Consider the following 24,282-nt stretch of genomic DNA (forward strand, 5'->3'; position numbering starts at 1 on the left):
ACTTGACTGGAAAAACCAGATATAATCGGGTATAAAACCCGATTATTTTTTATACCACCGTGAAGGCAGCTCATATCCCAGATTGGGATCGTATTCTTTTGGCAGGAAGAATTTCGTTCCCTTGTTGTCCAGAGCCTCTTCAAAACCCGGATCTATGGAATCAAGTTTCAGTTTGGCTGCCTTTGCCTCTGAAGATATACCTATCCTATAAAGGGCAAATCGCTTATTGTATAGCACAGAAGGATTGTTCGGATCAATGGAAAGGGCTTGATCGTAGCATTCTATTGCCTCATCGACATTGCCCATCATATTATTGGCAAATCCTTTGTTGTACCATGCAGTAATGCAATTGGTTTTCACCTCAAGTAGACGGTCATAATATTTTATTGACCCTGCATAGCTACTCAACAGGTACTTGATAGTAGCCTTGTGATAGAGAGCGTCAGCGTTGTTGGGCTGGAGCGTTAGAATCTGGTCGTATACAATATCGGCTTTATTGTACTCTCCGAGAAGGTACAGATCAAACCCTTTATGCTCCATTGCAGTAACATGCTGTGGATTAATGGCAAGTAACTGTTCATAGCATTCGATTGCTTTCTGGTATTGTCCGATATTTTCAAAAGCCAGCCCCTTATTGAACAATGCATCCTGGTTTTTGGGGTCAGAATCCAGAATCTCATCATAAACAACTATTGCATCGCTGAAGCGGCCCATCTCTTCAAGATTGTCAGATTTGAGATACAGAGCATCCTGATTTGAAGGCTGATTATGAATGACAGTATCGATTGCATTCAGAGATACATCATACATCCTTGCCTTGTTTGCGGATTGAGCCAGCAGATACCATGTATCCATATCTTTTGGCTCCAAACTGAGATATTTTTGGTAAGCATTGGCTGCATTCCTGAAACTTCCAAGTTTGTCGTATATAACTCCGCTGTTATACAAGGCATCCCCATTATTCGGATCATGTTCGACTACTCTTCCATAAGCATACAGAGCAGTCTGGAGATCACCTGCTTTTTGTGATACTGTTGCGTATTTATGCCACAATTTCGCAGAATCGGAATTAACTGAAAGAGCCTGTTTAAATGCATCTGAAGAATCGGTCCATTGATTGTATTTTTTGAAAAGGTCCCCTTTACCTTCCCAGGCAGCTGCATAATCAGGTGCTATCATTGTAGCCATTTCAAATGAAGAGAGGGATTTATTCGTATTATTTACGGCTGACATTGTCATGGCGCGTGAATACCATAGGTATTCGGGAGCTGGCAGCTCACCATCTTCAATAGACGTAGGAGAAGCGACGGACACATCTTTCCCGTTTGCCATGATAGTTAGATCAAATCCGTGACTCTTAAGGAAATCAAGGAATGGGGAATTACTTGTGTAATGAAAGTTATTTTTCTGCTCAGATTCTTTTTGCTTAGATTCCGATAGCTTACTCTGATCAGTCCTTAGTTGATAACTAGCTGCTGAGTGACCAGGATTCAGTTCAAGGACTTTTTCATAAGAAGTGATAGCTTCATCATATCTTCCAAGTTCATCCAGAACGGCCCCTCTTTCATACCACACCTGTGCTGAGGATGGCTCAAGTTCACAGACTTTATCATAAGCCTCTAAAGATTGCTCATATTTACCCAGTATTTTCAGGTCAACAGCCATTTCATACCAGGCAAGGGTATAGTTCTCATCCCTTTCTGTGGCCTCATCATAGCTCTTTACCGCTTTTCCATACTCGCCTATCCTGTCTAGCAATACCGCCTGTTCATACCATACAGCGGTAGCTTCAGGTTCAAGATCAAGGGCTTCTTCATAGCTATCGATAGCTTCGGAAAAATCACCATTGTTTTTAAGAATGGTGGCCTTTCGGTACCATACAACCGTATGAGGTTCTGTCTCAAGTACGTCATTGTAGCATTCAAGTGCATCCTCATATTTTTCCAGCCTGTAGAATGCTTCACCTTTATTGAACAGTATCTGGGCAGACTCTGAATCAAACTGTGGTGTTTCATAGAAAACCTCATGGGAATCAGCTTTAACCATAGTTGGGGGTGCCTCGGAAACACGTCCGATACCACGTGCATGATCCGGATTTAATTTAAGGGCCTGGTCATAGCATTCAATCGACTCCTCATATCTTCCCATTTTATCCAGTAATTGTCCCTTAAGGTTCCATAGTGTCTTATTTTCCGGATCGTATTTCAGTGCCTGGTTGTAACAGGTTAGTGCATAATTATTCTGACCCAGCTCTTCAAGACTGCGGGCTTTGTATCTCCATGAATCCACATTGTAGGGTTGTATTTCAAGCACTCTGTCATAATATTCGATGGCCAGGTTGTAATCATCCATTTTTTCTGCAACAAGACCATACTTCAATAATAATTCAGAGTCATTTGGATTTCTTTGGAGGGCTTCATCATAATTATCCTGTGCTTTCTGATACTCTCCTATAGCTTCATAGCATTCCCCTAACTGTGCCCAGGAATCTGTTTTGGAAGGATTGATACGCAAAGCAGCCTGGAAATGTTCGATTGCATCCCCGTAATTGCCTTCATTTTTGTGATACAGACCTTTGTTATAGAGGTCCTCAGAATGATATCCATAAGCACTCAATGCTGCATTCTGATATGTAAGCGAATTATTATAGTTACCCTCTATATGGCTTATTTTTCCTTTAAGGAATAGAATTGGCAACGCTTCCAGATCGGGATTATTGACCATTTCAGTTATATTTTGATTCTCAGTATCCTTCAGGTTTAAAAGAGCTTTTTCATAATACTGTGTGGCCTCATTATCACGAGCCAGCTTTTCAAGACTCAGGCCAGCCATGTATAGGGCATAAGTAGAATTGGGATTGGAATCTAGAACCCTTTTGGAAACTTCCAGAGATTGATCATAGTTTCCTGATAAGTAAAAAGATGAAATGTTTTCATATGTGTCATTATAAGGGTACAGAGAATCATTTGTCTGTGAAATATTTACTTCATCCGAATAAAGGGATATATCATCATTCAAATTATCAACAGCAACAGCTGGATGACATAGAGTAATTACCAAAAGTAAGACTAAAGTAAATCTTAATAAAATGTTTTTGCACCCCATTACCATTTGAACCTACCACCACGGTCCATTAAATCAATTAATATAATACGATGCTTTACTAAAATTTAAAGTTATTGTCCGGATATAAAATCATCCCAGGACAATAAAAAAGACATAAAAATGTAATCAAAGGGGTTTGGCAGTCCACATTCTTATTTGTCTATAATCAATATTACCGCCTATTGATTTTGCTTTTTGCTATTTGGATTCGCATTCCTGCAAAAATGCACATTTACCAATCGTATTCCATATTATGCAATCGGAACAAAATATTTCTTTGTTTTCCTGAGAATAACCAAATTTTTCGATCTGGCACATTGTAACCCTTCATGTTAGCATATCAGAATTGAATCGATTCTAGCCTGGCCTTTTTGAGTCCAGTAATGGCAGCATTCACATATCTGATAATCGTTGTTTTCCCTGAGATCTGTTCCGCAAACCGGGCAATTTTTTAACTAAACAGGCGAGAAGTCCCCCCCTCCGTAAGGTGGGGGATGAAAGCCGTGCTATAATAATACAATTACATAAATTATTTATAGTTGTAAATAAATGTATATAACTATGAACTATAAACTGGATACAGGTAGTCATTCTGTATATTCACTGCAATATCATTTTGTACAATGTGTAAAATATAGAAGAGACGCTTTGGTGAATCCTCTTGTAGTTGATTGTTTGAAAAAAACAGTATATAATATAAGTGCAAATTTTGAAGTGGAAGTTCTAAATATTGAATGTGATAAAGACCATTTTCACATGATATTCAAAGCAAAGCAAACATTAGATATACCTAAATACATCAATTCAATCAAAACAATTTCATCAAGAGAGATTAGAAGGAATTTTCCAGAAGTAAAAGAGAAATTATGGAAAGATGCATTCTGGTCAAGATCATATTTTTTGGCTACAACTGGACAGGTTACACTGGATGTTTTGAAAAATTATGTTGATAATCAGGGCAAATAATGCAATTGACAAAGAAATACAAAATTCATCCAACGGAATTACAAAAGAATATGCTTTGGGAGTTATCCAATGCATGTACATCTCTTTATAATATTGCATTATCTGAAAGAAAAGAGACATGGAAAAATGATAAAAAATCCATTTCATATACAAAACAACAAAACGATTTGCCACAAATAAAAGAAAAGAATCCTGACATAGATATTCTTTATTCTAAAACATGTCAGATGGTTTTGCGTAAATTAGATGCCAATTACAAATCATTCTTTGGTCTTCGGAAAAATGGTGACAAAAAGGCAAGACCACCTAAATTTAGAAGTCGTAAATACTTTTTTTACAATAACATATAATCAGAGTGGGTTCAAAGTAGTTGGAAATACAATTAGATTTTCACATAAAATGAACAATGAAGATTTGATAATTGATATTGAACAAGATATATCAAATTTGAAAATCAAACAAATTGAAATATTCAATGAAGATAAAAAAGGCAATGGAGATTTCTTTGTCACTATTACGTATGAACCTGAAATCAGTGTGCCTTATGTTTATAACCATAAATTTCAAGCCATTGATTTAGGGATTACCAAAACGATTACTGCAATAAATGATAAAGGAAAATTTTTTGAAATAAACAATCCACGATATGATTTATATTGGGATTCTAAAATCAGTGCAGTTCAATCAAGGCGTGACCATTGCAAAAAATACAGTAAAAAATGGCATCGATTAAACAAAACTATTCGTACTATGGTAAGAAGGAAAAATAATCAGATAAAAGATTGGCAACACAAATTATCTAAATCAATGGTAGAAAATACCAAAGCCAATACAATTATTGCAGGTAAACTCAACGTTAAAAATATGGGCAAATCAAAAAACAAAACGTTGAACCGCTCTACACAAAATAATGGTTATTTATCACGTTTCATCGAATTTCTCACCTATAAAGCAGAACTTATAGGTAAACAAGTAGTTAAAATTGATGAAAGTTATACATCAAAAACATGTTATGTTTGTGGAAAACGACATGATATGCCATTATATAGACGTGATATGACATGTGATTGTGGTAACATTATTGATAGAGATAGAAATAGTGCTATCAATATCATGATACGTTACCTATCCAATTATGCCACCTGGACAGGCTATGAGCATTTTGCTCATAATCTACGACAAACAGGGTTATTGACATTTGATGTATCCAAAATACATCCAATGAATGACATAACAACTCGTAGGAATCTCCATGCGTAAGCGTGGAGTAGTTCAAGAGATAGTCATATCGGTTCATTGTACCACTCCTTAATGCCCCTAAGGAAAGAACATTAATATATAGTTGTGGAATATAAACTATAAAAATAGTGCATTAATATATAGTTAGTATGCATGATTTCTTGTTACAACTTGGAATCTGAATCGCTTCATGTAAGTCTTCAAAAATTAATTTTAACATTAGTGCACAAATACATATATAAAAATAAATAAAGCTAAAAGATGACTTTTATAAATAATCAGTGCTTCATTAAACAAAAAATCTCTGATTTTCATGACAGGCTGGCCAAAATGCTTTACCGGAGAAGATGAAGGGAAAAACTACACCCTATATTTCATAACTATAGCATTAGTTTCCATGCTCATCTTTCCATTCTTAAGCAGGGAAACCTTACTCCTGATTTTTGCCTGCGGCGGTGTATATAACTACATTACCAGTAGCAATCGGAATATAAATAATCTTATTGTCTCAGTAGTTTTGTTACTTTTGATAAGTGTTACTGCAAATATCTATTCCTATTCACTACCAAAATACATAATTGTATCAGCAATCCAAATCTCCACTATTGGCTTCACAAGTGCAACCATAGTGCGCTGCGGCACCAAAAAGGACTCACAAAAAAATACTACCAATCTCCCATCAAGCCTTGCTTTATTAGTAGCAGGGGCGGCTTCTGCCTTTATAGCAGGTTCATGGTATGCATACTGGACAGCCGCTGTATCATACGAACTTATATTTTTCATAGCAGTAATCGGAGCAATTACAGCAGCTCTATTTGAATCCATACCATCCTCCGTAGATAGGCTATTTTCAATGACCATGGGTTCGGCAATGGCAATGTGGATTCTTGCAGCCTTTGGTTACACAGTTGCTCCTTTGCATTTATTGATTGCTTTCATTTTTGCACTCTTTTTGGGGTATCTGGCATATCGCACCAATATAGCCGATATTTCCGCAGTGTTGAGTGCTACACTTATGGGAGTTTTGATTATTGTTTTTAGTAACATCCTCTGGTTTGTTTTACTACTTACCTTTTTCATACTCGGAGGAGTATTCACCAAATACAAATACAACTATAAGGTGAATCTGGGCATCGCACAGGAGAAAGGCGGAGTAAGGACTTATGAAAATGTATTCAGCAACAGTACTGCCGCCCTTGTGCTTGCCATTGCATGTGGAATATATCCCCAACATAGCAATCTAATAACATATGCTTTCCTGGGAACCGTAGCGACAGCTGCAGGGGACACCCTTGCAAGTGAAATCGGAACAACGGCCCACCAGACACCCAGAATGATAACAAACTTAAAAACTACAAAAACCGGTACTGACGGAGCTGTAACATCACTTGGAGAACTTGCAGCCTTTGGTGGAGCACTGGCAATAGGAATACTCGGAGCAGCCTTTGGATTTGTGGAGCAGATAATTCCCGCCATACTTATTACATGTGCAGGCGGATGGGGAGGAACAAATATCGATAGTTTACTCGGCGCTACATTCCAGAAAAACGGTTACCTGTCAAATAGTGGAGTTAATTTTGTAGCAACCGCCGCAGGTGCCCTCCTATCCGCCGTACTGTATATTCTTGTCCTGTAAGGACAAAAAGATATACTTACCGCAATTATATCTAACATATGAAAGTAGAGGGGATTGCCCGGGAAACACTGGAATTTATATTGAAAAGTAGTGAATCAACACATCCACGGGAATTTGTGGGTTTACTGGAAACAGAAAAAGGCATAATAAGCAATGTGATGATTCTGCCTGGAACAGAGAGCAGTGAAATGAATGCAGTAATCAAATTATTCATGATGCCAAATGTACAATCCGTAGGTTCTGTGCACAGCCATCCGGGACCCAGTTATCGGCCCTCAAATGCCGACCTTATAATGTTTGGTAAGACAGGGGACTGGCATATAATTGTTGCCGAACCTTTCGATGAGGACAGCTGGCAATGCTATAACAGGGAAGGATATCCTGTAGACCTGCCGGTACTTGATGTAGAATTGGACCAGCCGGAACTGCCCTAACAAAAAATAAATATGGAACAAAATCGAATTCTTTAAAGGAGTGATAAATATGGAACCTGCGGATTATGTAATAAAGGAAGGGCCAATACCACATGAAAATGCTAAATTTGGAGCCGGACTTGTAATATTGATCCTGTACATTATTGTGCTTGGAAGATGGCTGGGAGTCTTTTAATCCATTACTTATTTTTCCCGCAGGACCGAATATGTAAACCCTCCGAGCCAATAGCCGATCATTCCAAAAAGGAAAGCTGCGGGGATCAGTATAAGAGACTCATAACCCAAATCCAGTATCCATTCAAAAGCCATTATTACAAACAGGATTACAAAAAGAAGATACCCTGCATATTTGGCACTTGTTTTGCCCAGGTACATTTTGATCACTTTAAATCATCTGGCAGGCAGATCCTCCAAAGCCACATCTGGCCATCATAGAGTCTATTTGTTCTTCAGAAGAAAAATCATCATATGCTTTATTCGCCTCTTCCACGCTGGAATAGAGGCGTGCAAAGATACAATCCCAGCACCCATCATCACTTTTTACAATTGAATTATACTGATTGGTTTCAGCGGGTGCCCATATCAACACCTGCCCACCGGTTCCCTCTTGGGACTGGACTTCGACCTTCAACCTTCCAAGAGCCTTGGTTTCATGATTAATACTATTATTTTCTGCCATAGCATCCCAATATAATTCCATCATTTTTAACCTATTGGGTCACCGGAAACGATTTGTATTTAAAGNTTAAAGATCAAGAAACAAAATTCGACAGGTACTTAAAGAAGATAAATTAAAGAGGAAATGTGAAAGAAATAATGGGGGAAATTATTCCTATGCAGAACAAAAATCAAGAATACGAAAATCCCATAATAGTTTTCCTATGGAATGCAGAAAAGGACTGGCCGGTTGAATTTGTATCCGACAACATACAGCAATTCGGATACAACGCCAATGATTTTATATCCGGGGACAAGACCTATGCACAGATAATCCATCCACACGACATCGATGAAGTCAGAGAAAACATACGCCGCATCTGCAAGGAAGGCATCAAAGAATACACCCATCGGTACAGGATACTAACTGCTGATGACCAGGAAAGATGGGTGCTGGAAAAGACCCTTGTAGAAAGGGATATCGAGGATGAGCCATGCCATTTCCAGGGTTTTATTATGGACATCACGGGCCAGATGGATTCCGAAGAGATGAGTGTGGATATGATATCTACAAAAAGTCCTGTTGTAGCATTTGTCTGGAAAGTAGAAAAGGGGTGGCCTGTAGAATACGTTTCAGATGAAATTGAAAAGTATGGCTACACAACCGAAGAATTCCTGTCCGGCAATCTTAATTACGGGGACATTATCCACAAAGACGATCTAAAAAGAGTAGAGGAAGAACTGAGCAGGAGATGCCGGGAAGGATACAATGATTTCTATCAGGAATATAGGATATACACAAAAGAAAGCCAGATACGCAAAGTTGCTGAAAGGACCCTTATAATTCGTGATGAGAATGGCAATCCTTCAAAATACCAGGGAATCATTGAAGACCTCTGATTCCCAGATAAATTATATATAAAATAATATTATATTTTGATAGTAAGTATGCGTGCCTACATCAACAGAAAAGGTTTGAGAGATTACATAATATACACACTTGCCCTGATTCCTATGACCATGTTGTGTTACAAGCAGCAGCTGGCTCTTGGACCAATTTCATCATACCCTCTGTTTTTTATCTTACTCCTGATGCCAATTGCATCAAATATAGAAATACCGATAACCAAAATCAGAACTCGCAAAAACCAGCACATGCACAGGGACGCCCTTCTTCTGGAGGAAACGTACGGTGTACCCGTAGTAAATGAACTTAATACAGGCACAAACCTGATCTATGACACAAAGATCACACTTAATGTCGGTGGATTTTTAATTCCTATGTTAACAATTCTTTACCTACTTTTCAGTGAAATGGATTTTGTTGCATTGGAAATAATGCTCATAGTACTGGTTGTCGTTGCATTACTGGCGGATTTTGTTGATGGAGTAGGAATAGCAATACCCGCATATGTAGGGATATTTACAATTCCACTGGCATTGATATTGGCCCCTCATAATGCTGCTACTATCATATTCATCGCCGGGACAGGCGGAATCATAGCAGGCTCTGTGGCATCCCTGATGGCCTTGAAAAGAGAAGAAAAAGGAAGCGCTTATATCGATATAGGTGGAGCAGCCTGTTTTCAGGCAATATACATAACCGCCTTAATGGCCGCATTAATATCCGGGTTCATTCCTTGAATAAGGACTACTATTGCCTTGATTTCCAATTTTATTTTGCAGGACTTTTGATGTTTGGATGGAACGATATTTTTCAATCCCTTTCTCACCGAACCTGAATGATTGAGGCGTGGGATCTATTTTTGTGGCCCTCATTTTTTGTATAGCCATAACAGGAGTTAAGGTGTTATCAATATCATTTAATTGCATGGAATCAAGAAATATGATACCATCACCCAGAAAATCATATTCATCAAAATCTTTGGTTTCAATACCATGCTTTTTTTCCGTTATTAAAAATGAAGTTATATCCCTATTCTTAATCGTTCTGTGTAACGAACGCCAGCCCCCGGAATTGCGGAATTTTTCAGGATTGCTAAAAACATTAAGGGAATCAAACACTATGCGGCGAGGCTTATACGTCTCAATAATCTCTGTGATCTCTTCAAAGGTCAACATCGACATCCCAAAAACTTCCAGGTAGCCATCATCGATGTATTTCGCAACATCCCAGTCAAATCTCATGAATTGCTGCACCAGCTGTGGAAGACGTTCTTCAAAGGAAAAAAGGACACACTTCTCTCCTTTGGTTACACCCTCCATAAGATATTGCATGCAAAGAGTAGTCTTTCCCGTGCCCGGAGGACCTGTAACAATCACTGAGAAACCTTCCGGTATACCTCCTTCCAGCATATCATCCAGCCCAACAATACCGGTACTTATCCTTTTTATTGAATATTGGAAATTACCGGCATCCATTTTTGACCTGAAGCGCCCTTTGTCAAGCGAGAGTAAAGCTTTCTCGAGTACAAGGTTTTTAGCACCAAGTTCTTTTTCATACCTATCAAGAACTTTAATGGCATCCGAACTGAGTGTCGTATGAACCGGATATTTGTTACGTACCATGCTTTAAGGATATAGTCCATAGTGCATATAAAATTTTGCGCACCATGGACACAAAAAAAGAAAGAAGTATGTACATCAATCGTCGTCTTTAACAGAGCCGGCACCCGGAAGGAAATTACCCCTTCCCCGCCTTCCCACAATATCACCATCCCAGATAATCTCCCCGCGAGAAATGGTATATTCAGGGAATATGCCTTCCATCCCTTCATACGGAGTCCATCCTGCCTTACTGTGCAGCATGTCTGAATTAATAGGTTTCACATTACCCGGATCCATGACTATTAAATCAGCATCATACCCTTCAGCAAAAACACCTTTTCCATGGTTGTCAAGTCCGAAAATTCTTGCCGGATTGCTGCTTGTGACTTCAATGAGGCGCTTGAGGGGGAAAAGATTTCTTTTAGCCCCCACCATCATAAGGGGCATAAGGGTTTCCACTCCCGGTACACCCGATGGAGCGCTCTTAATGTCTCCCTCCTTCTCCGATTCCCTGTGAGGAGCATGATCTGAAGCTACAACATCCACTGTACCATCATTTATTCCATTAACAAGTGCTTTCACACTTTGCCTGTTCCTCAGGGGAGGATTCATTTTACCGAAAGTATCAAGTCTCTCCCAATCACGATCTGATAGGAAAAGGTGATGGGGAGCTACCTCAAAGCTTAAATGACGCGAAACATCCTCTTTTTCAAGAATATATTTTTCCCTTTTTAGCTGACCAAAAGCTTCCAGGGTACTGATGTGGCAAAAATGAGTATTTACGGAGGTCAAACCGGACAGCTCAAGCGCATTCTTAACTGCCATTGCCTCACATTGATTGGAGCGAATCCGGGAATGGGACTGGGGAGTGAAATCTTTCTTGAGTAAAATTTCATTATCGCATTTGATATTTTCATCCTCAGCATGGATACAGGCCAATGCTCCAAGTTGCTGGATTGTTTCAAGGGCCTCTTTTAGCAAATCTGAATCCAATCCCAGACCAGCAGTGGATTCTGCCATGAAAATCTCCCCAAAAGCCGTAACACCCAGCCCCCAGAGACTTTCCAGTTTTTCAGTGTTCTTTCCCACACCACCATTAATTCCAAAATCAACGATGGATTTACGGTTTGCCAGTTTGAATTTTTCCCTGAAAGACTTCCTGTCAAGAACCGGCGGCAATGTGTTTGGGTGTTCCACAACTGTCCCAATACCACCCGCAGCAGCTGCACAGCTTCCTGAATACCAATCTTCTTTGTGAGTCATACCGGGCTCCCGGAAATGCACATGTACATCGATACCTGCTGGAATAGTAAGTCCCCCGTGTGCATCAATATGCCTGTCCGCATCCTCGCCCTTCAGATTTTTGGCAATTTTTTTTATTTTACCTTCATCTATAAGCACTTCACCGGGTTGCAACTGATTTTTATAAAACACTTTAGTGTTCTTAATTAATATGTCATTCATACTCTTCCCTTCGACTAGTTATTGGTAGGTATGCATATTATTTTTCCCATTTTACATCTTCCGACCGGATGGAAATAATGATTTAAAATTTCATATATGGATATATGGGATAAAGTATATATTGATGAAATACAATATTTATTTTGGTGGAGGAAGTGATAGACAATATGAAATGCATTGAGAAAAATGAAAGGGGACTCAATATAGGGGAAAATCAACGGAAAGCTTGACAATGAAGAAATGGACCTTTACAGATTCCTCATAGGTGGAATCGAAGGAAAATGAGTGCAAAAACATTGGCCTAGGCTGTGCCAGGCAATGTACAATGTTATTTTTGTAGCTCAGATCTTGAGGACAGACGCCCGAGAAATATGGCCATATAAAGCCGTAGATATCGATGCCAGGAATGGAATGGTTGAGCCTACTTCCGGAAATATCCTTACAGGCAAATATCCACTGGCCAGACCCCTTCACTTATACACAGACGGACAGCCTACAGGTCTTGCAGCAGACTTCATAGAATATATCCTGAGCGAGGAAGGGACAATAATTATAGATGATGTGGGGTACTTCCCCGTCTAAAATCCTAAAACAAAAGCCTGCTGATAACCCTCTATTCTTTTTTAAGTACCCCGACTTTACATGCACAATATATCTATATAGACTATATGTGCGGATATAGTGTAGTATAGAATATTGCGATAAAGACTATAAGTACGGTATCCATTACATTTTCCGAGGTTTAAGCCTTCAAAAGGAAAAGGATAATGTAACTATGGTAGAAAGGTCAAAAATACTTTCAATAGCACTTACTTTAATAATGGTGCTGGCGTTATTCACCGCCGGCTGTGTCAGCAATGACGAGGAAACAGCAGAAAGCCCTGATGAAAGTTCAACTGGTGCTGAAGAAACTGCAGAAGATGAAGAAATCAATGTAAAAGGTTCAACAACTGTGCTCCCCCTCGCACAGGCAGCAGCTGAAACCTACATGGAAAACCATCCTGAGGCTTCAATCAGTATCAGTGGTGGCGGTTCCGGTACAGGTATTGCAGCCCTGATAGATGGCGACGTTGATGTTGCAATGAGTTCCAGAAAGATGAAGGATTCCGAAATAAAAGCAGCAGAATCAAACGGAATTAACCCTGTAGAACACGTAATCGCATGGGATGGACTCACAGTAGTTGTAAACCCCGACAACCCTGTTAATCAGCTTACATACGACCAGATAAAGGGGATCTATGATGGTTCCATCAGCAACTGGGCAGATGTAGGTGGCCCTGACAAGGAAATCGTAGTTATTAACCGTGACAGCAGTTCCGGTACCTATGGCTACTTCCAGGAAGAAGTACTCGGTGAAGACAATGAATTCCGCCCGGACGCACTTGCACAGAGTTCAAACGGTGCAGTATTACAGTACGTTTCACAGAACGATGTAGCAATCGGCTACATTGGTTTTGCTTACCTCACTGACAATGTAAAAGGCCTTGATGTCAACAAGGGAGACGGAATGGTTGCACCAACTTCCGAAAACATCCTTGCAGGCGACTACCCACTTGCCAGACCTCTTCCCTTCTACACAGACGGACAGCCTACTGGACTTGCCGCAGACTTCACAGAATATATTTTGAGTGAGGAAGGTACAGAGATCGTCTACGAAGTAGGATACTTCCCTGTGTTGAGTAAATGATTTGAAGCATGAACCCTTAGAGGTGAGCGATGTTTCACAGAAGACTTAAAGAGAAGGGCATTGAAATCAGCCTGTTCTTAGCAGCGGCAACGACTGTCGTTGTCCTTCTCTTCATTTGTATTTTTCTTTTCAGAGATGGATACCTGTTATTCGAAACAAGTTCTTTTACGGGTTTCATAACCGGTAGTTCATGGTACACCGCTTCAACACCACCACGTTTTGGAATACTTCCCCTTTTATTCGGCTCATTTCTGGTCACAGCAGGCGCAATAGCCATAGCTGTTCCCCTGGGTGTTGCTGCAGCAATATATATTTCAGAGCTGGCAAGCCCAAAAATCGCAGACTTACTGAAACCATTCATTGAAATCCTTGCAGGCATACCTTCCGTTGTATACGGTTTCTTCGGTCTGGTAGTCCTGGTCCCCCTTGTAAAAGATATTTTTAATATACCCACAGGCCAAACAGCCCTTACAGGTTCTATAATGCTTGCAATGATGGCACTACCCACAATAATTTCAATTTCCGAAGATTCCATTAATGCAGTACCACAGGCACTTAAAGAAGGTTCTTTAGCCCTGGGGAGTACACAATGGCAGACTATTTATAAAGTGACGTTGCCGGCTGCCCTTTCCGGAATATCCGCCGCAGTGATATTGGGAGTAGGCAGAGCAATCGGTGAAACAATGACAGTATTGATGGTAACAGGTAACATGGCCATAATACCTGGATTCCCTGAAGGATTTCTTGATCCTGTCAGGACAATGACAGCAACTATTGCACTTGAAATGGGAGAAGTACCCAAAGGCAGCCCGCATTTCCATGCATTGTTTGCAGTTGGTTCTGTATTGTTTATTACAACCTTCATAATAAATATGGTTGCAGATAAGATAAAGAGAAAATATAAACTCAAGGAGGGGCTCTGATTGGACTCAAGAACTACTGAAAAATTAGCATTTGGTTTCCTCAGAGCATGTATATGGATTGTTGTTGCATTTGTAGCAATCCTTATACTCTACATTGTAATACAGGGATACAGCATAATGAGCTGGGAGTTCTTGACTGAAATGCCCACAAACCGGATGACTGAAGGTGGCATTTATCCTGCTTTGATGGGAACAGCATATCTTGTTGGCATATCCATGGCTGTAGCAATTCCCCTTGGCGTTCTTTCAGCTATCTACCTAAATGAATATGCAAAAGAAAGCCGTTCAACCTGGATCATAGAAATGGCAATCAACAACCTTGCCGGAACCCCTTCCGTAGTTTTCGGATTGTTCGGATTGGCATTGTTTGTTAAATATTTAGCATTTAATCCGTCAATTATCTCGGCATCCCTTACCCTCTCCCTCTTGATATTGCCAGTTGTAATAAGAACAAGCAAAGAAGCCCTGATAACCGTTCCTCAGGCACACAGGGAAGCTTCTCTTGCCCTTGGCGTAACAAAATGGAAGACCATAAGTAGTATAGTATTACCAGAAGCATTACCCGGAATCGTAACCGGGATAATCCTGAGTATCGGCAGGGTTGCAGGTGAAACCGCCCCTATAATGTTCACAGGTGCAGCTTTCTTTTTGCCACGTCTGCCGGATTCTGTATTTTCACAATTCATGGCATTGCCATACCACCTTTTCATAATGGCGACCTCCGGACTCAACCCAATGGAAACCAGACCCATACAGTACGGAACTGCTCTTGTGTTATTGATATTGGTACTGCTCATAAACAGCATAGCAATTGTTATCAGAAAACATTACAGGAAAAAACTTCACAGATAATTATTCGAGGATAAAATATGAGTGGAATTAATGATTTCGCAGACATAAAAGTCGAGGATCTCAACCTAAGGTATGGATCCAATCAAGCTCTCCAGGACATAAATATTAAAATCCCCAGCAAAAGTGTAACCGCCCTTATAGGTCCTTCAGGATGTGGAAAATCCACATTCCTGCGCTGTATAAACAGGATGAATGATCTTATAAAAGTATGTCATATCGAAGGCAGGGTAAAAATCGATAATAAAAACATCTACGATGAAGATGTAGATGTAGTTGAACTCAGAAAGAAGGTGGGCATGGTTTTCCAGAAACCAAACCCATTCCCCATGTCAGTTTTTGATAATATTGCCTATGGTCCAAAAATTCATAAAGTTCCCAAAAAAGACATAAAGGGGATTGTTGATAAAACCCTGCAGGATTCAGCTCTTTACGGAGAAGTATCTGACAGGCTGGATTCATCAGCCCTGGACCTCAGCGGAGGACAGCAGCAGAGACTCTGCATTGCAAGGACCATGGCCGTAGAGCCGGAAATCATACTTTTTGATGAGCCTTGCAGTGCCCTTGACCCCATATCTACAAATAAGATAGAAGACCTGATTCTTGAATTGAAGAAAGATTACACAATTGTAATTGTTACCCACAATATGCAGCAAGCAGCCAGAATTTCTGACTACACCGCATTTTCCTTATGGGAAAATAATCGAGTTTGGAGAAACAAACCAGATCTTCGAAAATCCTAAGGAAAAACGTACTGAAGACTACATCACGGGAAGATTCGGGTGATTAAATGGTTCGTGAGAAATACCACGCTGAACTTGATGAACTAAAAGAAAACATCTCTGATATGAGCGCCGTGTCCCAGGAAATGTTCAGGAAGTCTATAAAGGCACTTGCAAATATTGATAAAGAACTTGCTCAGGAAATCATTGAAATGGATCAGATAGTAAATGATTTTGAAGAGAAAGTTGAAAATCGAATAACAAGATTACTGGCATTACAGCAGCCAATTGCCAGTGACCTGCGACTTATAACGGCTTCTTATCGAATATCAATCGACCTTGAAAGAATGGGCGATCTGGCGGTGGATGTGGCCAAAAGAATAAAAAAGATGGATGCTGAGAAGGCTCTTTCAATTTCTGAATGTAAACCTATTATATCCACATGTGAAGAGATGATAGAACAATCCATTAAAGCCTATTCTGAATTGGATACTGAACTGGCAAAAGATATCACTACAAAAGATGACATCGTCGACAGGAATGTCTACGCAGGCTGGCAGGATCTGGTCCAGATGATGATCGACAACTCAACTGTTATTGAAAATGCAGTGGAAATGATGTTTGTTCTCAGGTATCTGGAACGCATTGCAGACCATACATGCAACATATGTGAAAGTATTGTATACATTGCAACCGCTAAAAGGGTCGATCTTAACTGATTGATCCTTTATTTTTTCATTGTTCATCCTATTTTTCAATTCGTAAAATTAATATGCTGAAGGTCTCTTCTATGACCCCTGAATAACGAAAAATAGAGGCTTTCAACGTGACCCAAGAACTTTTGATCTAAATATAGGATATATCCATTTCAAAAATCCAGTCGCCATCGCTCCAATGGCGGGTATTACAGACAGCTCATTCGTAAACAGTTATGGCAAAAATGCCGCACTTGTGATAATGGGCGGATACAACCTTGATGAGAAAACCAATGCTGCAGCATGTGAACTCATAGAAAGGGGAAGAAAAGAATTCGTATCACAGGAGCCAATCGAATATATCACAAAAGAGCTAAATGCCGTTGATTTCGATGGGACAATGGGAATAAACCTGCGCAGCAGTGAACTTAAACCCTTACTTGATGTGGCGGGAATCATCAGGGACGGCGGTGCTATAATGGAACTGGATGCACACTGCCGCCAACCTGAGATGAAAGAAGCAGGAGTTGGAGAGGCCCTTATGGAAGACCTCCCACGTCTTACAGAATGGATAAGGCAGATAAAAGAAACTGGTGTCGTACTTTCTGTTAAGATCAGGGCGAACATTGTTGATGATATACAACTTGCAAAAGCAATTGAAAGTGCAGGTGCCGATATTATCCATATCGATGCCATGAAAGAAGGTGCAAGTGCCGACCTTGATGCCATACGCCGTGTAAGGGATGCAACACGTATATTCCTGATAGGCAATAATTCGATACAGAGCTTTGATGATGCAAAGGAGATGTTTTCCAGAGGTGCAGATATGGTATCTGTGGGAAGACAGGCAATGGACTCCCCGGAAATTATAGATTCCCTTGTAGAGGCTGTTTCTGAATTTCAGGAAATTACCGGCTGGTATAATGCTCCAAAACATATTTGCAGAGGACAGGGCGATATGCGAGGACTAACGTTCTGTTGCCTCCCGGTAAAGCCCTGTGCTGTAAATAATAAGGCCAAACAACTGGGTTTCAGTCCCCGGGAATTTGCAAACCTGAAAATGGAATTTGTAAAAGGTACCCCCCTTGAATACGGTGACAGTACCTGCTTTGGCAGTCTTGCATGGTGTTGTAAGATCACAAAACCGTGTTTCATGAGAGATGGTGTGCTGGATCTTATAGACCTCTCCCCACAAGAGTACATGAAACTCAAAAAACAAATGGCTGACTACATCCTCGACCAAGCCAAAGAAAAATAAACGGTGGGATATGAACTCCTGTTACAAAATGCAACCCTCTGAAATTGCCCGCAGTGCCCAGCTTGCAATGATACTGGAGGTATCGGCATCACCCAAACCCGGAAATATTGACAGGATGCATGATTATGCCGATACCCGCTATGAGCATTTCCTCGCATCTGCAACAGGCGTTTATCCAGTATTTGAAAGGGCTGCTTCCGGAAAAGAAAAGATAGGGGAATTGCTTAAAGAAGCTGTACTTGAAAGCAATAAATGGCAAAAGGGGGGAAACACACATTTCGGTGCTTTCCTACTCCTTCTTCCCCTGGCAAAAGCTGCAGGTCAGCTGAGTCAGGAAAATGAAAAGTTTGATATGAACAAAATCGTTGAGAGAGCCCACTTGATAGTTAAACACACAGATGTAGAGGACTCGATTAATTTCTATCAGGCTTTTGGAAAAGCAAATGTCTGCGTACAGGATGTAGAAGATCTTGATCTCAACGATTCGGATTCCATCACAAACTTAAGGAAAAATCAAACCAGCCTTTTCGAATTGATGGAAATATCCGAAAACTACGACATGATAGCTAAAGAGTGGACCCATGGTTTTGAACTGTGCTGCCGATGCAGCAAACAAATCACTGATCTTATGGAAGGAAAAGGGATTTGTACAGATATAAATTGCTCCATTGTTTACACTTTTCTCAAGTTATTGTCGAATAATCCCGATACATTCATACAGACTAAATTCAACCGGGAAACTGCAGTAGAGGTTTCAGAAAAGGCAACCGCTATTGTCACACAGATAGAAGCATCCGGGTATGAAGCATCCCTTCCTTCAATAATTGAACTTGATGAGGATTTACTCAAAAAGAAAATAAATCCCGGTTCAACTGCAGATATAATTATAGGGGGACTTTTCCTTTCAATCATTGGAGGCATGCGGTTTTGATGGAAGTTTCAGAACTTGACAAATACGGCATATGCGATGGAATTTCCGAGATCATATTGACATCCGGAATAGAATATCCCAATGCTGCTCCAATTGGCCTGATTCGCAAAGATAACAGGGTTTTCATAAGACTTTATAAAGGTTCTACAACTTATGAAAATGTGAAACAGGATAAAGTTTTTGCGGCCAATGTGACCTGTGACCCTTTACTTTTTATAAAATCGACTTTTTCCAATCTCGAAAAGGAGAATTTCGAATACTATCCCCTGAATTCAACAAAAATACCACTGCTAAAAAATTCAGCCAGCAGTGTTATTTTCAGATGCGGTGAAATAAAACATACAGAGCAGGCTATGACAGCAGAAATCATTCCAATGGATGCAGTGGCCAATGATTATAGACCAAGGGCCATTAACCGGGGCCTTACAGCAGTTATTGAGGCAGCTGTCCACGCTACTCGTTATGAATTAACAGGAAATAGTGATTTTCTCGACTTGATTGATAGGTGTCTGGAAACTACCTACAAATGCGGAGGACAGAGGGAAAAAGATGCCGCTGAAATCCTCTTAAATGAGATTAATGAAATTAAAAAACGTGTAGCCGGAGGCAAAGACACTGAATAATTTCATGGAAATTGCCATTGAGCAGGCACGACTGGGAATGAGAAACAATCTGGGCGGGCCCTTTGGAGCTGTAATTGTAAAAGATAAAACTGTAATCTCCAGGGCACATAACAGAGTGCTTGATTCTAATGATCCCACGGCTCATGCTGAAATAATGGCAATCAGGATAGCCTCGTCAAAGCTGGGAACATTTGACCTGTCTGACTGCGAAATATATACTACCTCTTATCCATGCCCTATGTGTATGTCAGCTCTGTACTGGGCACGCATCAAAACGCTTTATTATGGGACAACAACAACCGAGGTAGAAAAAATCGGATTTGACGACGGACAGATATACAGGGCCCTCTGTAATGATTATACTGATACAGGAATGAATATGGAAAATATGGACAGCAAAAGTGCCAACAATTGCTGTCCGAATGGGAAGAAAAAGAAGACAAATATATGTACTGAAGATACTCACTCTTTCTCTTCAGCAGGAGTGGCAGGTTTTATGTGATCTTTTGCCTGAGAGTTTTCAGGATCAAGTTCCAATAACTTTGCAAAGGCTTTGTTGGCCCTATCCTTGTCTCCAGTTTTCAGGTAAGTATTTGCAAGACCCTGCCATATTTGTGGAGATTCTGGCTCTATATCAATGGCACCATTAAAGGCTTCTATAGCCTCATCGAACCGTTCCAGTTTGAACAAGGTATTACCTTTCCCATATAAAATGCCTGCAGCATCTTTTTTAAGTTTGGGTTTTGGATTTATGTTCAAAAATGAATATCGTGGAAATGCAAAATCCTTGACATCTGAATGTTGGGCTGCCAGTTCATAACATTCAAGGGCTTGCGTAAATTCACCATTGTGATAAAGAAGAGTGGCTTTACAATACCAGGCATCTGAGAAAGCATGATCCAGATCCAGACATTTCGAAAAGGATTCAATCGCTTTTTGATGCTGTCCTATCGATTGCATTACAAATCCATGTCCAAACCATTTACCGGCATCTTCCGGGTCATCCTCAAGAAAACCATCTATCACTTCAAGAGCCTCTTCATGCTTTCCCATCTTGTAAAGGACAAAACAACGGCTATAAAGAACATTCTGGCATTTTTTTCTCAAAACGGCCAGGTCATCTTCCATATCATCTTCAAGCTCACTTAATTTATTTTCCAGTTCACCCCATATAGCGGCCGCCTCATTGTATTTATCCAGCGCTTCTTCATAATTGCCCATTTCAAAAAGTACATATCCATTCCCATAGATTTCTTCACCACGTCTATAAAGAGTTGTGAATTGTTTTTTCCGGGAAACTTTATCGTACCATTTTTTCAGAAAACTCATGGCAGTAGAATAAGCCATCTATGTATCATATATCTTTTGTAATATAGGCACATCAAATTTGTAGATGGCAAAAAAAAGGACTTGAGCCGATAATTCACCACGATACCGAAATCTTAATTCTGGGGTCCCTGCCAGGAGAAGAATCCCTCAGACAACAAAAACATTATGCCAATAAAGGAAATGATTTCTGGAAACTCACAGGTGATGCTATCGGAGAGGAACTTGACAATAAAGAATATCCAGAAAAATTAAGGATTCTAAAAGAACATAAAATAGGCCTCTGGGACGTTTTCAGGGAAGCAGAAAGAAAGGGAAGTGGTGATTCTGAAATCAGGTATGAGGTTATCAATGATTTTTCCCTGCTTAAAATGATAGCACCCAACATACGTAAAATCCTTTTTAATGGAAAAACAAGAGCCGGGAAATACGAGTATTTGTTACAGGAAAAGGGATACGATACTGCAGTATTACCTTCATCCAGTGGCGCCAACCGACAAAACAGAATTGAAAGAAAAAAAATATGGAAACAGCAATTGAAATGCTGATTCGATACAGTATATTATATAAGTGTTCAGATTCCAATTTTAATAAATAAGATCAATCAGTAGAAGTGATAACATCGCAACTCCCAATCATCCATCCCCTAAAAATGACAGTTCTTTTTCTGCAGGTATTGACACACCTACAATGAAAAGTGTACTTGAAGATATTGTCAATGCAAGCCCTGCAATTGTTTTCGTATGGAAGGAGGAGGACAGGTGGCCTGTGGAGTTTGTCTCGAAAAACATCTCTCTTTTTGGCTATACTCCCGATGATTTTATATCGGGCGCCTTAAGGTACAGTGACATAATCCATCCGGATGACCTTGAAATGGTAACTGAAGAGGTGGAAAAACATCTGGAAAGTGGAGATGAACAGTTTAATCTTACCTATCGTGTCCTCACCGGGAAAAAAGATGTACGCTGGGTCGAAGAACGTACCATAATCCATCACAATCCAGATGACACCTACTATGAGGGAATTATCATGGATATTACTTCCAGAAAGATGGAAGATAAAAAGGTCATTGATGGTGCCCTGGGAATGAAAAAAGCCCTCGAGACAGTAATCAATTCAAGCCCTGTAATTGTTTTCCTGTGGAGAGCAGAAGATGACTGGCCCGTGGAATTTGTCTCGGAAAACATTACACAATTCGGTTATGAAGTTGAAGAATTCACATCAGACAAACTGGTGTACGGTGATATCGTTCACCCTGATGATATAGAGAAAGTGCGCCAGGGGAGGCCCGGTGTGTTGCAGAGGGTAACAGAGAGTTCGCCAAAGAATATCGTATCCTGACAAAAGATGGATATGTACGCTGGGTGGATGAACGCACAAAAATCCAGCAAAATGATACAGGTGATGTGACATATCTTCAGGGTATAATTGTTGATATTACAGATAGAAAGAATGTGGAAAATGCTCTCTATCTTGAAGAGAAACGTCATGAAGCTCTTTTAAAACTATATGCCATGTCTGATTCCTCAATTCAGGAAATTATGGATTATGCGCGTGAACAGGCAGTCTTACTAACTGAAAGCAAAATTGGCTTTCTGGCATTCCTGGATGAAACAGAAACAAACTATGCGGTTATTTCCTGGTCAAACGGCAAACAGAGTTCAGACGAAGCTCCGGCAGAGAGCTACAGTATCTGGGATGAAGCACTTTACCATCGCACACCCATAATGAACAACGAATATTTAGCTGAGAAAGATACTGATCCTAAATTAATCCAGAGAAATCTGAGCGTTCCCATTTTTGAAGGCGGTAGAATTGCAGGTATTGTGGGTGTTGCCAATAAGGAGCAAGATTATACATCTACAGATGTGAGGCAGTTAAAATTGCTCATGCAGGGAATGTGGAATATAATCCAGCAAAAAGTGGCTGATGAAGAGTTATACCAATATATGGAAGATTTGAAAAGATCAAGTGAAATAAAATCAGTCCTTTCTGATGTCATTAAGAACAGCCCTGCAGTCGTATTCATATGGTGGGCCGAAGAAGACTGGCCTGTTGAATTCGTCTCCGAAAATGTAACACAGTTTGGCTACACTGTGAATGATTTTCTGTCGGGTAAGCTGGTCTACGCCGATATCGTACACCCATATGACCTGAAAAGGGTCCAGAAAGAACTTGCAAAAAGAATCGATGCGGGACAGACTGATTTCAATCAGGAATACAGGATAATGACGAAATTTGGAGATGTCCGATGGATAGATGAAAGGACTTTTATCAAATATGATGAGGATGGAAAAGTAACGTATTTACAGGGTATCATTGTTGACATCACAGAAAGAAAGCATTCCGATGATTTCATGCACCTGCAGTATGATCTTGACAGTGTTCTCAGCTCTGCCACATCAAATAGCGAGACATTCAACAGGCTACTGGATCTTGCACTGAAAATCACACCCATTGATTCAGGAGCCCTATACCTTGTTGACGATAAAACAGGAGACCTGGATTTGGTAGCTCATCACGGGCTGTCTGAGCAGTTTGTGAATAGTACCTCCCACTATGAAAGGAATTCAGTACAGACACGACTGATTATGAGCGGACAGGCGGTGTATAAACATCATTCCGAACTCAGCGCAATTACCAGCGGCAAGAACCTCCGGTACGAAGGTTTGCATGCTACTGCAATAATTCCGATTAGATACCACAGCGAGATAATAGCTGCTCTCTACCTGTCCTCACATTCTGAATATGAAATCCCCGATAAATCCAGACATGACCTCGAAACTATAGCAAAACAAATCGGGGAAGTCCTATCAAATATGCACAAAGAAGCATCCGCCCAAAAGGAGATCAGTGATTTGCAGATATTGATTGACAATGTAAAAGAAGGGATTGCAGTTACTGATAAAAAGGGAGCATTGCTTTATACAAATAAGATACTTGAGAAATGGATAGGATACTCTGCAGATGAACTTAAAAAGATGGAGATTACAGATCTATATCCGCTGAGATACAGGCATGTCCTGGATTCCGTAAACAAGCCAATAAACCAAAACCAGGCTTATAGCGAAGATATCAGGCTGCATTCAAGCACAGGGAGGGAAATTCCCTGCAGAGTAACTTTTAAGAATATAAAATGGAACGAAAAGGATTGCATACTTGGAATCTACGAACATATCAATACTTCAGCAACCTCCATTCATAATACATAAAGTCCGAAGATATTTATATATTAGAAGGACTATCGTAGTTAAATTCA

The 24,282-nt window shown here is 40.1% G+C and carries 26 protein-coding genes and 1 pseudogene; 21 read left to right on the plus strand and 6 right to left on the minus strand.

Annotated elements, in window-relative coordinates:
• Positions 1 to 42 precede the first annotated feature (42 nt).
• Positions 43 to 3,060 (minus strand): tetratricopeptide repeat protein, encoded by a 3,018-nt coding sequence (locus C9889_RS00385; protein WP_164999234.1) that lies wholly within the window; start codon positions 3,058 to 3,060, stop codon positions 43 to 45.
• Positions 3,061 to 3,666: 606 nt separating this feature from the next.
• On the opposite strand from C9889_RS00385, the gene tnpA reads away from it, so the two are divergent.
• The 6 genes from tnpA to C9889_RS10630 all read left to right on the plus strand — a co-directional run bounded on the left by tnpA (position 3,667) and on the right by C9889_RS10630 (position 7,555).
• Entirely contained in the window at positions 3,667 to 4,071 is a 405-nt protein-coding gene (gene tnpA / locus C9889_RS00390; RefSeq protein ID WP_129596333.1) for an IS200/IS605 family transposase, read from the plus strand.
• Entirely contained in the window at positions 4,071 to 4,421 is a 351-nt protein-coding gene (locus C9889_RS10185; RefSeq protein WP_225419908.1) for a helix-turn-helix domain-containing protein, read from the plus strand. Before tnpA ends, C9889_RS10185 begins: the two co-directional genes overlap by 1 nt.
• A gap of 49 nt (positions 4,422 to 4,470) precedes the next feature.
• Entirely contained in the window at positions 4,471 to 5,331 is an 861-nt protein-coding gene (locus C9889_RS00395) for an RNA-guided endonuclease InsQ/TnpB family protein (protein ID WP_225419909.1), read from the plus strand.
• A 505-nt stretch (positions 5,332 to 5,836) separates the two neighbouring features.
• Complete coding sequence (locus C9889_RS00400; RefSeq protein WP_225419910.1) at positions 5,837 to 6,946, plus strand: DUF92 domain-containing protein; 1,110 nt, start codon at positions 5,837 to 5,839, stop codon at positions 6,944 to 6,946.
• Between the two features lie 38 nt (positions 6,947 to 6,984).
• Positions 6,985 to 7,380, plus strand: a complete 396-nt coding sequence (locus C9889_RS00405) for a Mov34/MPN/PAD-1 family protein (protein ID WP_129596337.1) — start codon at positions 6,985 to 6,987, stop codon at positions 7,378 to 7,380.
• A gap of 49 nt (positions 7,381 to 7,429) precedes the next feature.
• Complete coding sequence (locus tag C9889_RS10630) at positions 7,430 to 7,555, plus strand: hypothetical protein (RefSeq protein WP_263853952.1); 126 nt, start codon at positions 7,430 to 7,432, stop codon at positions 7,553 to 7,555.
• Between the two features lie 8 nt (positions 7,556 to 7,563).
• Here the strand turns inward: C9889_RS10630 and C9889_RS00410 are convergent, their stop codons facing one another.
• Both C9889_RS00410 and C9889_RS00415 read right to left on the minus strand, forming a co-directional pair.
• Positions 7,564 to 7,764, minus strand: a complete 201-nt coding sequence (locus C9889_RS00410) for a hypothetical protein (RefSeq protein WP_129596339.1) — start codon at positions 7,762 to 7,764, stop codon at positions 7,564 to 7,566.
• Between the two features lies 1 nt (position 7,765).
• Positions 7,766 to 8,059: a hypothetical protein gene (locus tag C9889_RS00415; RefSeq protein ID WP_129596341.1), complete on the minus strand. Its 294-nt coding sequence runs from the start codon at positions 8,057 to 8,059 to the stop codon at positions 7,766 to 7,768.
• A gap of 125 nt (positions 8,060 to 8,184) precedes the next feature.
• Between C9889_RS00415 and C9889_RS00420 the strand changes: the two genes are divergently transcribed.
• Together C9889_RS00420 and C9889_RS00425 are read left to right on the plus strand one after the other, a co-directional pair.
• Complete coding sequence (locus tag C9889_RS00420) at positions 8,185 to 8,937, plus strand: PAS domain-containing protein (RefSeq protein ID WP_129596343.1); 753 nt, start codon at positions 8,185 to 8,187, stop codon at positions 8,935 to 8,937.
• A gap of 48 nt (positions 8,938 to 8,985) precedes the next feature.
• Positions 8,986 to 9,681, plus strand: a complete 696-nt coding sequence (locus C9889_RS00425) for a DUF1614 domain-containing protein (RefSeq protein ID WP_129596345.1) — start codon at positions 8,986 to 8,988, stop codon at positions 9,679 to 9,681.
• Here the strand turns inward: C9889_RS00425 and C9889_RS00430 are convergent.
• Entirely contained in the window at positions 9,658 to 10,566 is a 909-nt protein-coding gene (locus tag C9889_RS00430) for an RAD55 family ATPase (protein WP_129596347.1), read from the minus strand. The genes C9889_RS00425 and C9889_RS00430 overlap by 24 nt on opposite strands.
• A gap of 75 nt (positions 10,567 to 10,641) precedes the next feature.
• Positions 10,642 to 12,009, minus strand: a complete 1,368-nt coding sequence (locus C9889_RS00435; protein WP_129596349.1) for a dihydroorotase — start codon at positions 12,007 to 12,009, stop codon at positions 10,642 to 10,644.
• Positions 12,010 to 12,357: 348 nt separating this feature from the next.
• Between C9889_RS00435 and C9889_RS00440 the strand changes: the two genes are divergently transcribed.
• From C9889_RS00440 to C9889_RS00485, 10 genes and pseudogenes are all read left to right on the plus strand, one after another.
• Positions 12,358 to 12,591: a substrate-binding domain-containing protein gene (locus C9889_RS00440; protein ID WP_225419911.1), complete on the plus strand. Its 234-nt coding sequence runs from the start codon at positions 12,358 to 12,360 to the stop codon at positions 12,589 to 12,591.
• Between the two features lie 193 nt (positions 12,592 to 12,784).
• Positions 12,785 to 13,696, plus strand: a complete 912-nt coding sequence (locus C9889_RS00445) for a phosphate ABC transporter substrate-binding protein (RefSeq protein WP_129596351.1) — start codon at positions 12,785 to 12,787, stop codon at positions 13,694 to 13,696.
• A 29-nt stretch (positions 13,697 to 13,725) separates the two neighbouring features.
• Positions 13,726 to 14,619, plus strand: a complete 894-nt coding sequence (pstC, locus tag C9889_RS00450) for a phosphate ABC transporter permease subunit PstC (RefSeq protein WP_129596353.1) — start codon at positions 13,726 to 13,728, stop codon at positions 14,617 to 14,619.
• Positions 14,620 to 15,471: a phosphate ABC transporter permease PstA gene (pstA, locus tag C9889_RS00455; protein WP_129596355.1), complete on the plus strand. Its 852-nt coding sequence runs from the start codon at positions 14,620 to 14,622 to the stop codon at positions 15,469 to 15,471.
• Between the two features lie 17 nt (positions 15,472 to 15,488).
• Positions 15,489 to 16,254, plus strand: a pseudogene (gene pstB, locus C9889_RS00460) (phosphate ABC transporter ATP-binding protein PstB).
• Between the two features lie 4 nt (positions 16,255 to 16,258).
• Positions 16,259 to 16,909, plus strand: a complete 651-nt coding sequence (gene phoU, locus C9889_RS00465) for a phosphate signaling complex protein PhoU (protein ID WP_129596357.1) — start codon at positions 16,259 to 16,261, stop codon at positions 16,907 to 16,909.
• Positions 16,910 to 17,084: 175 nt separating this feature from the next.
• Positions 17,085 to 18,143 (plus strand): methanogenesis marker 9 domain-containing protein, encoded by a 1,059-nt coding sequence (locus C9889_RS00470; RefSeq protein ID WP_225419912.1) that lies wholly within the window; start codon positions 17,085 to 17,087, stop codon positions 18,141 to 18,143.
• Positions 18,144 to 18,153: 10 nt separating this feature from the next.
• On the plus strand, positions 18,154 to 19,074 hold the full coding sequence (locus C9889_RS00475; protein ID WP_129596361.1) for a triphosphoribosyl-dephospho-CoA synthase: 921 nt from the start codon (positions 18,154 to 18,156) through the stop codon (positions 19,072 to 19,074).
• Positions 19,074 to 19,697, plus strand: a complete 624-nt coding sequence (locus C9889_RS00480; RefSeq protein WP_129599321.1) for a DUF447 domain-containing protein — start codon at positions 19,074 to 19,076, stop codon at positions 19,695 to 19,697. Before C9889_RS00475 ends, C9889_RS00480 begins: the two co-directional genes overlap by 1 nt.
• A gap of 4 nt (positions 19,698 to 19,701) precedes the next feature.
• Positions 19,702 to 20,199, plus strand: coding sequence for a nucleoside deaminase (locus C9889_RS00485; RefSeq protein WP_225419913.1), 498 nt, complete (start codon positions 19,702 to 19,704; stop codon positions 20,197 to 20,199).
• Here C9889_RS00485 and C9889_RS00490 read toward each other — a convergent pair.
• Positions 20,160 to 21,026: a tetratricopeptide repeat protein gene (locus C9889_RS00490; protein ID WP_164999235.1), complete on the minus strand. Its 867-nt coding sequence runs from the start codon at positions 21,024 to 21,026 to the stop codon at positions 20,160 to 20,162. The two genes, C9889_RS00485 and C9889_RS00490, sit on opposite strands and share 40 nt — an antisense overlap.
• A gap of 89 nt (positions 21,027 to 21,115) precedes the next feature.
• Between C9889_RS00490 and C9889_RS00495 the strand changes: the two genes are divergently transcribed.
• From C9889_RS00495 to C9889_RS00500, 3 genes are all read left to right on the plus strand, one after another.
• Entirely contained in the window at positions 21,116 to 21,571 is a 456-nt protein-coding gene (locus C9889_RS00495) for a DNA-deoxyinosine glycosylase (RefSeq protein WP_263854007.1), read from the plus strand.
• 142 nt (positions 21,572 to 21,713) lie between these two features.
• Entirely contained in the window at positions 21,714 to 22,364 is a 651-nt protein-coding gene (locus C9889_RS10190; RefSeq protein ID WP_225419914.1) for a PAS domain-containing protein, read from the plus strand.
• Entirely contained in the window at positions 22,361 to 24,235 is a 1,875-nt protein-coding gene (locus C9889_RS00500) for a GAF domain-containing protein (RefSeq protein WP_225420077.1), read from the plus strand. Before C9889_RS10190 ends, C9889_RS00500 begins: the two co-directional genes overlap by 4 nt.
• The last annotated feature ends 47 nt before the right edge of the window (positions 24,236 to 24,282 follow it).

Source organism: Methanohalophilus profundi (assembly GCF_004137855.1).
In the GTDB taxonomy this organism is placed as follows: Archaea; Halobacteriota; Methanosarcinia; order Methanosarcinales; family Methanosarcinaceae; genus Methanohalophilus; species Methanohalophilus profundi.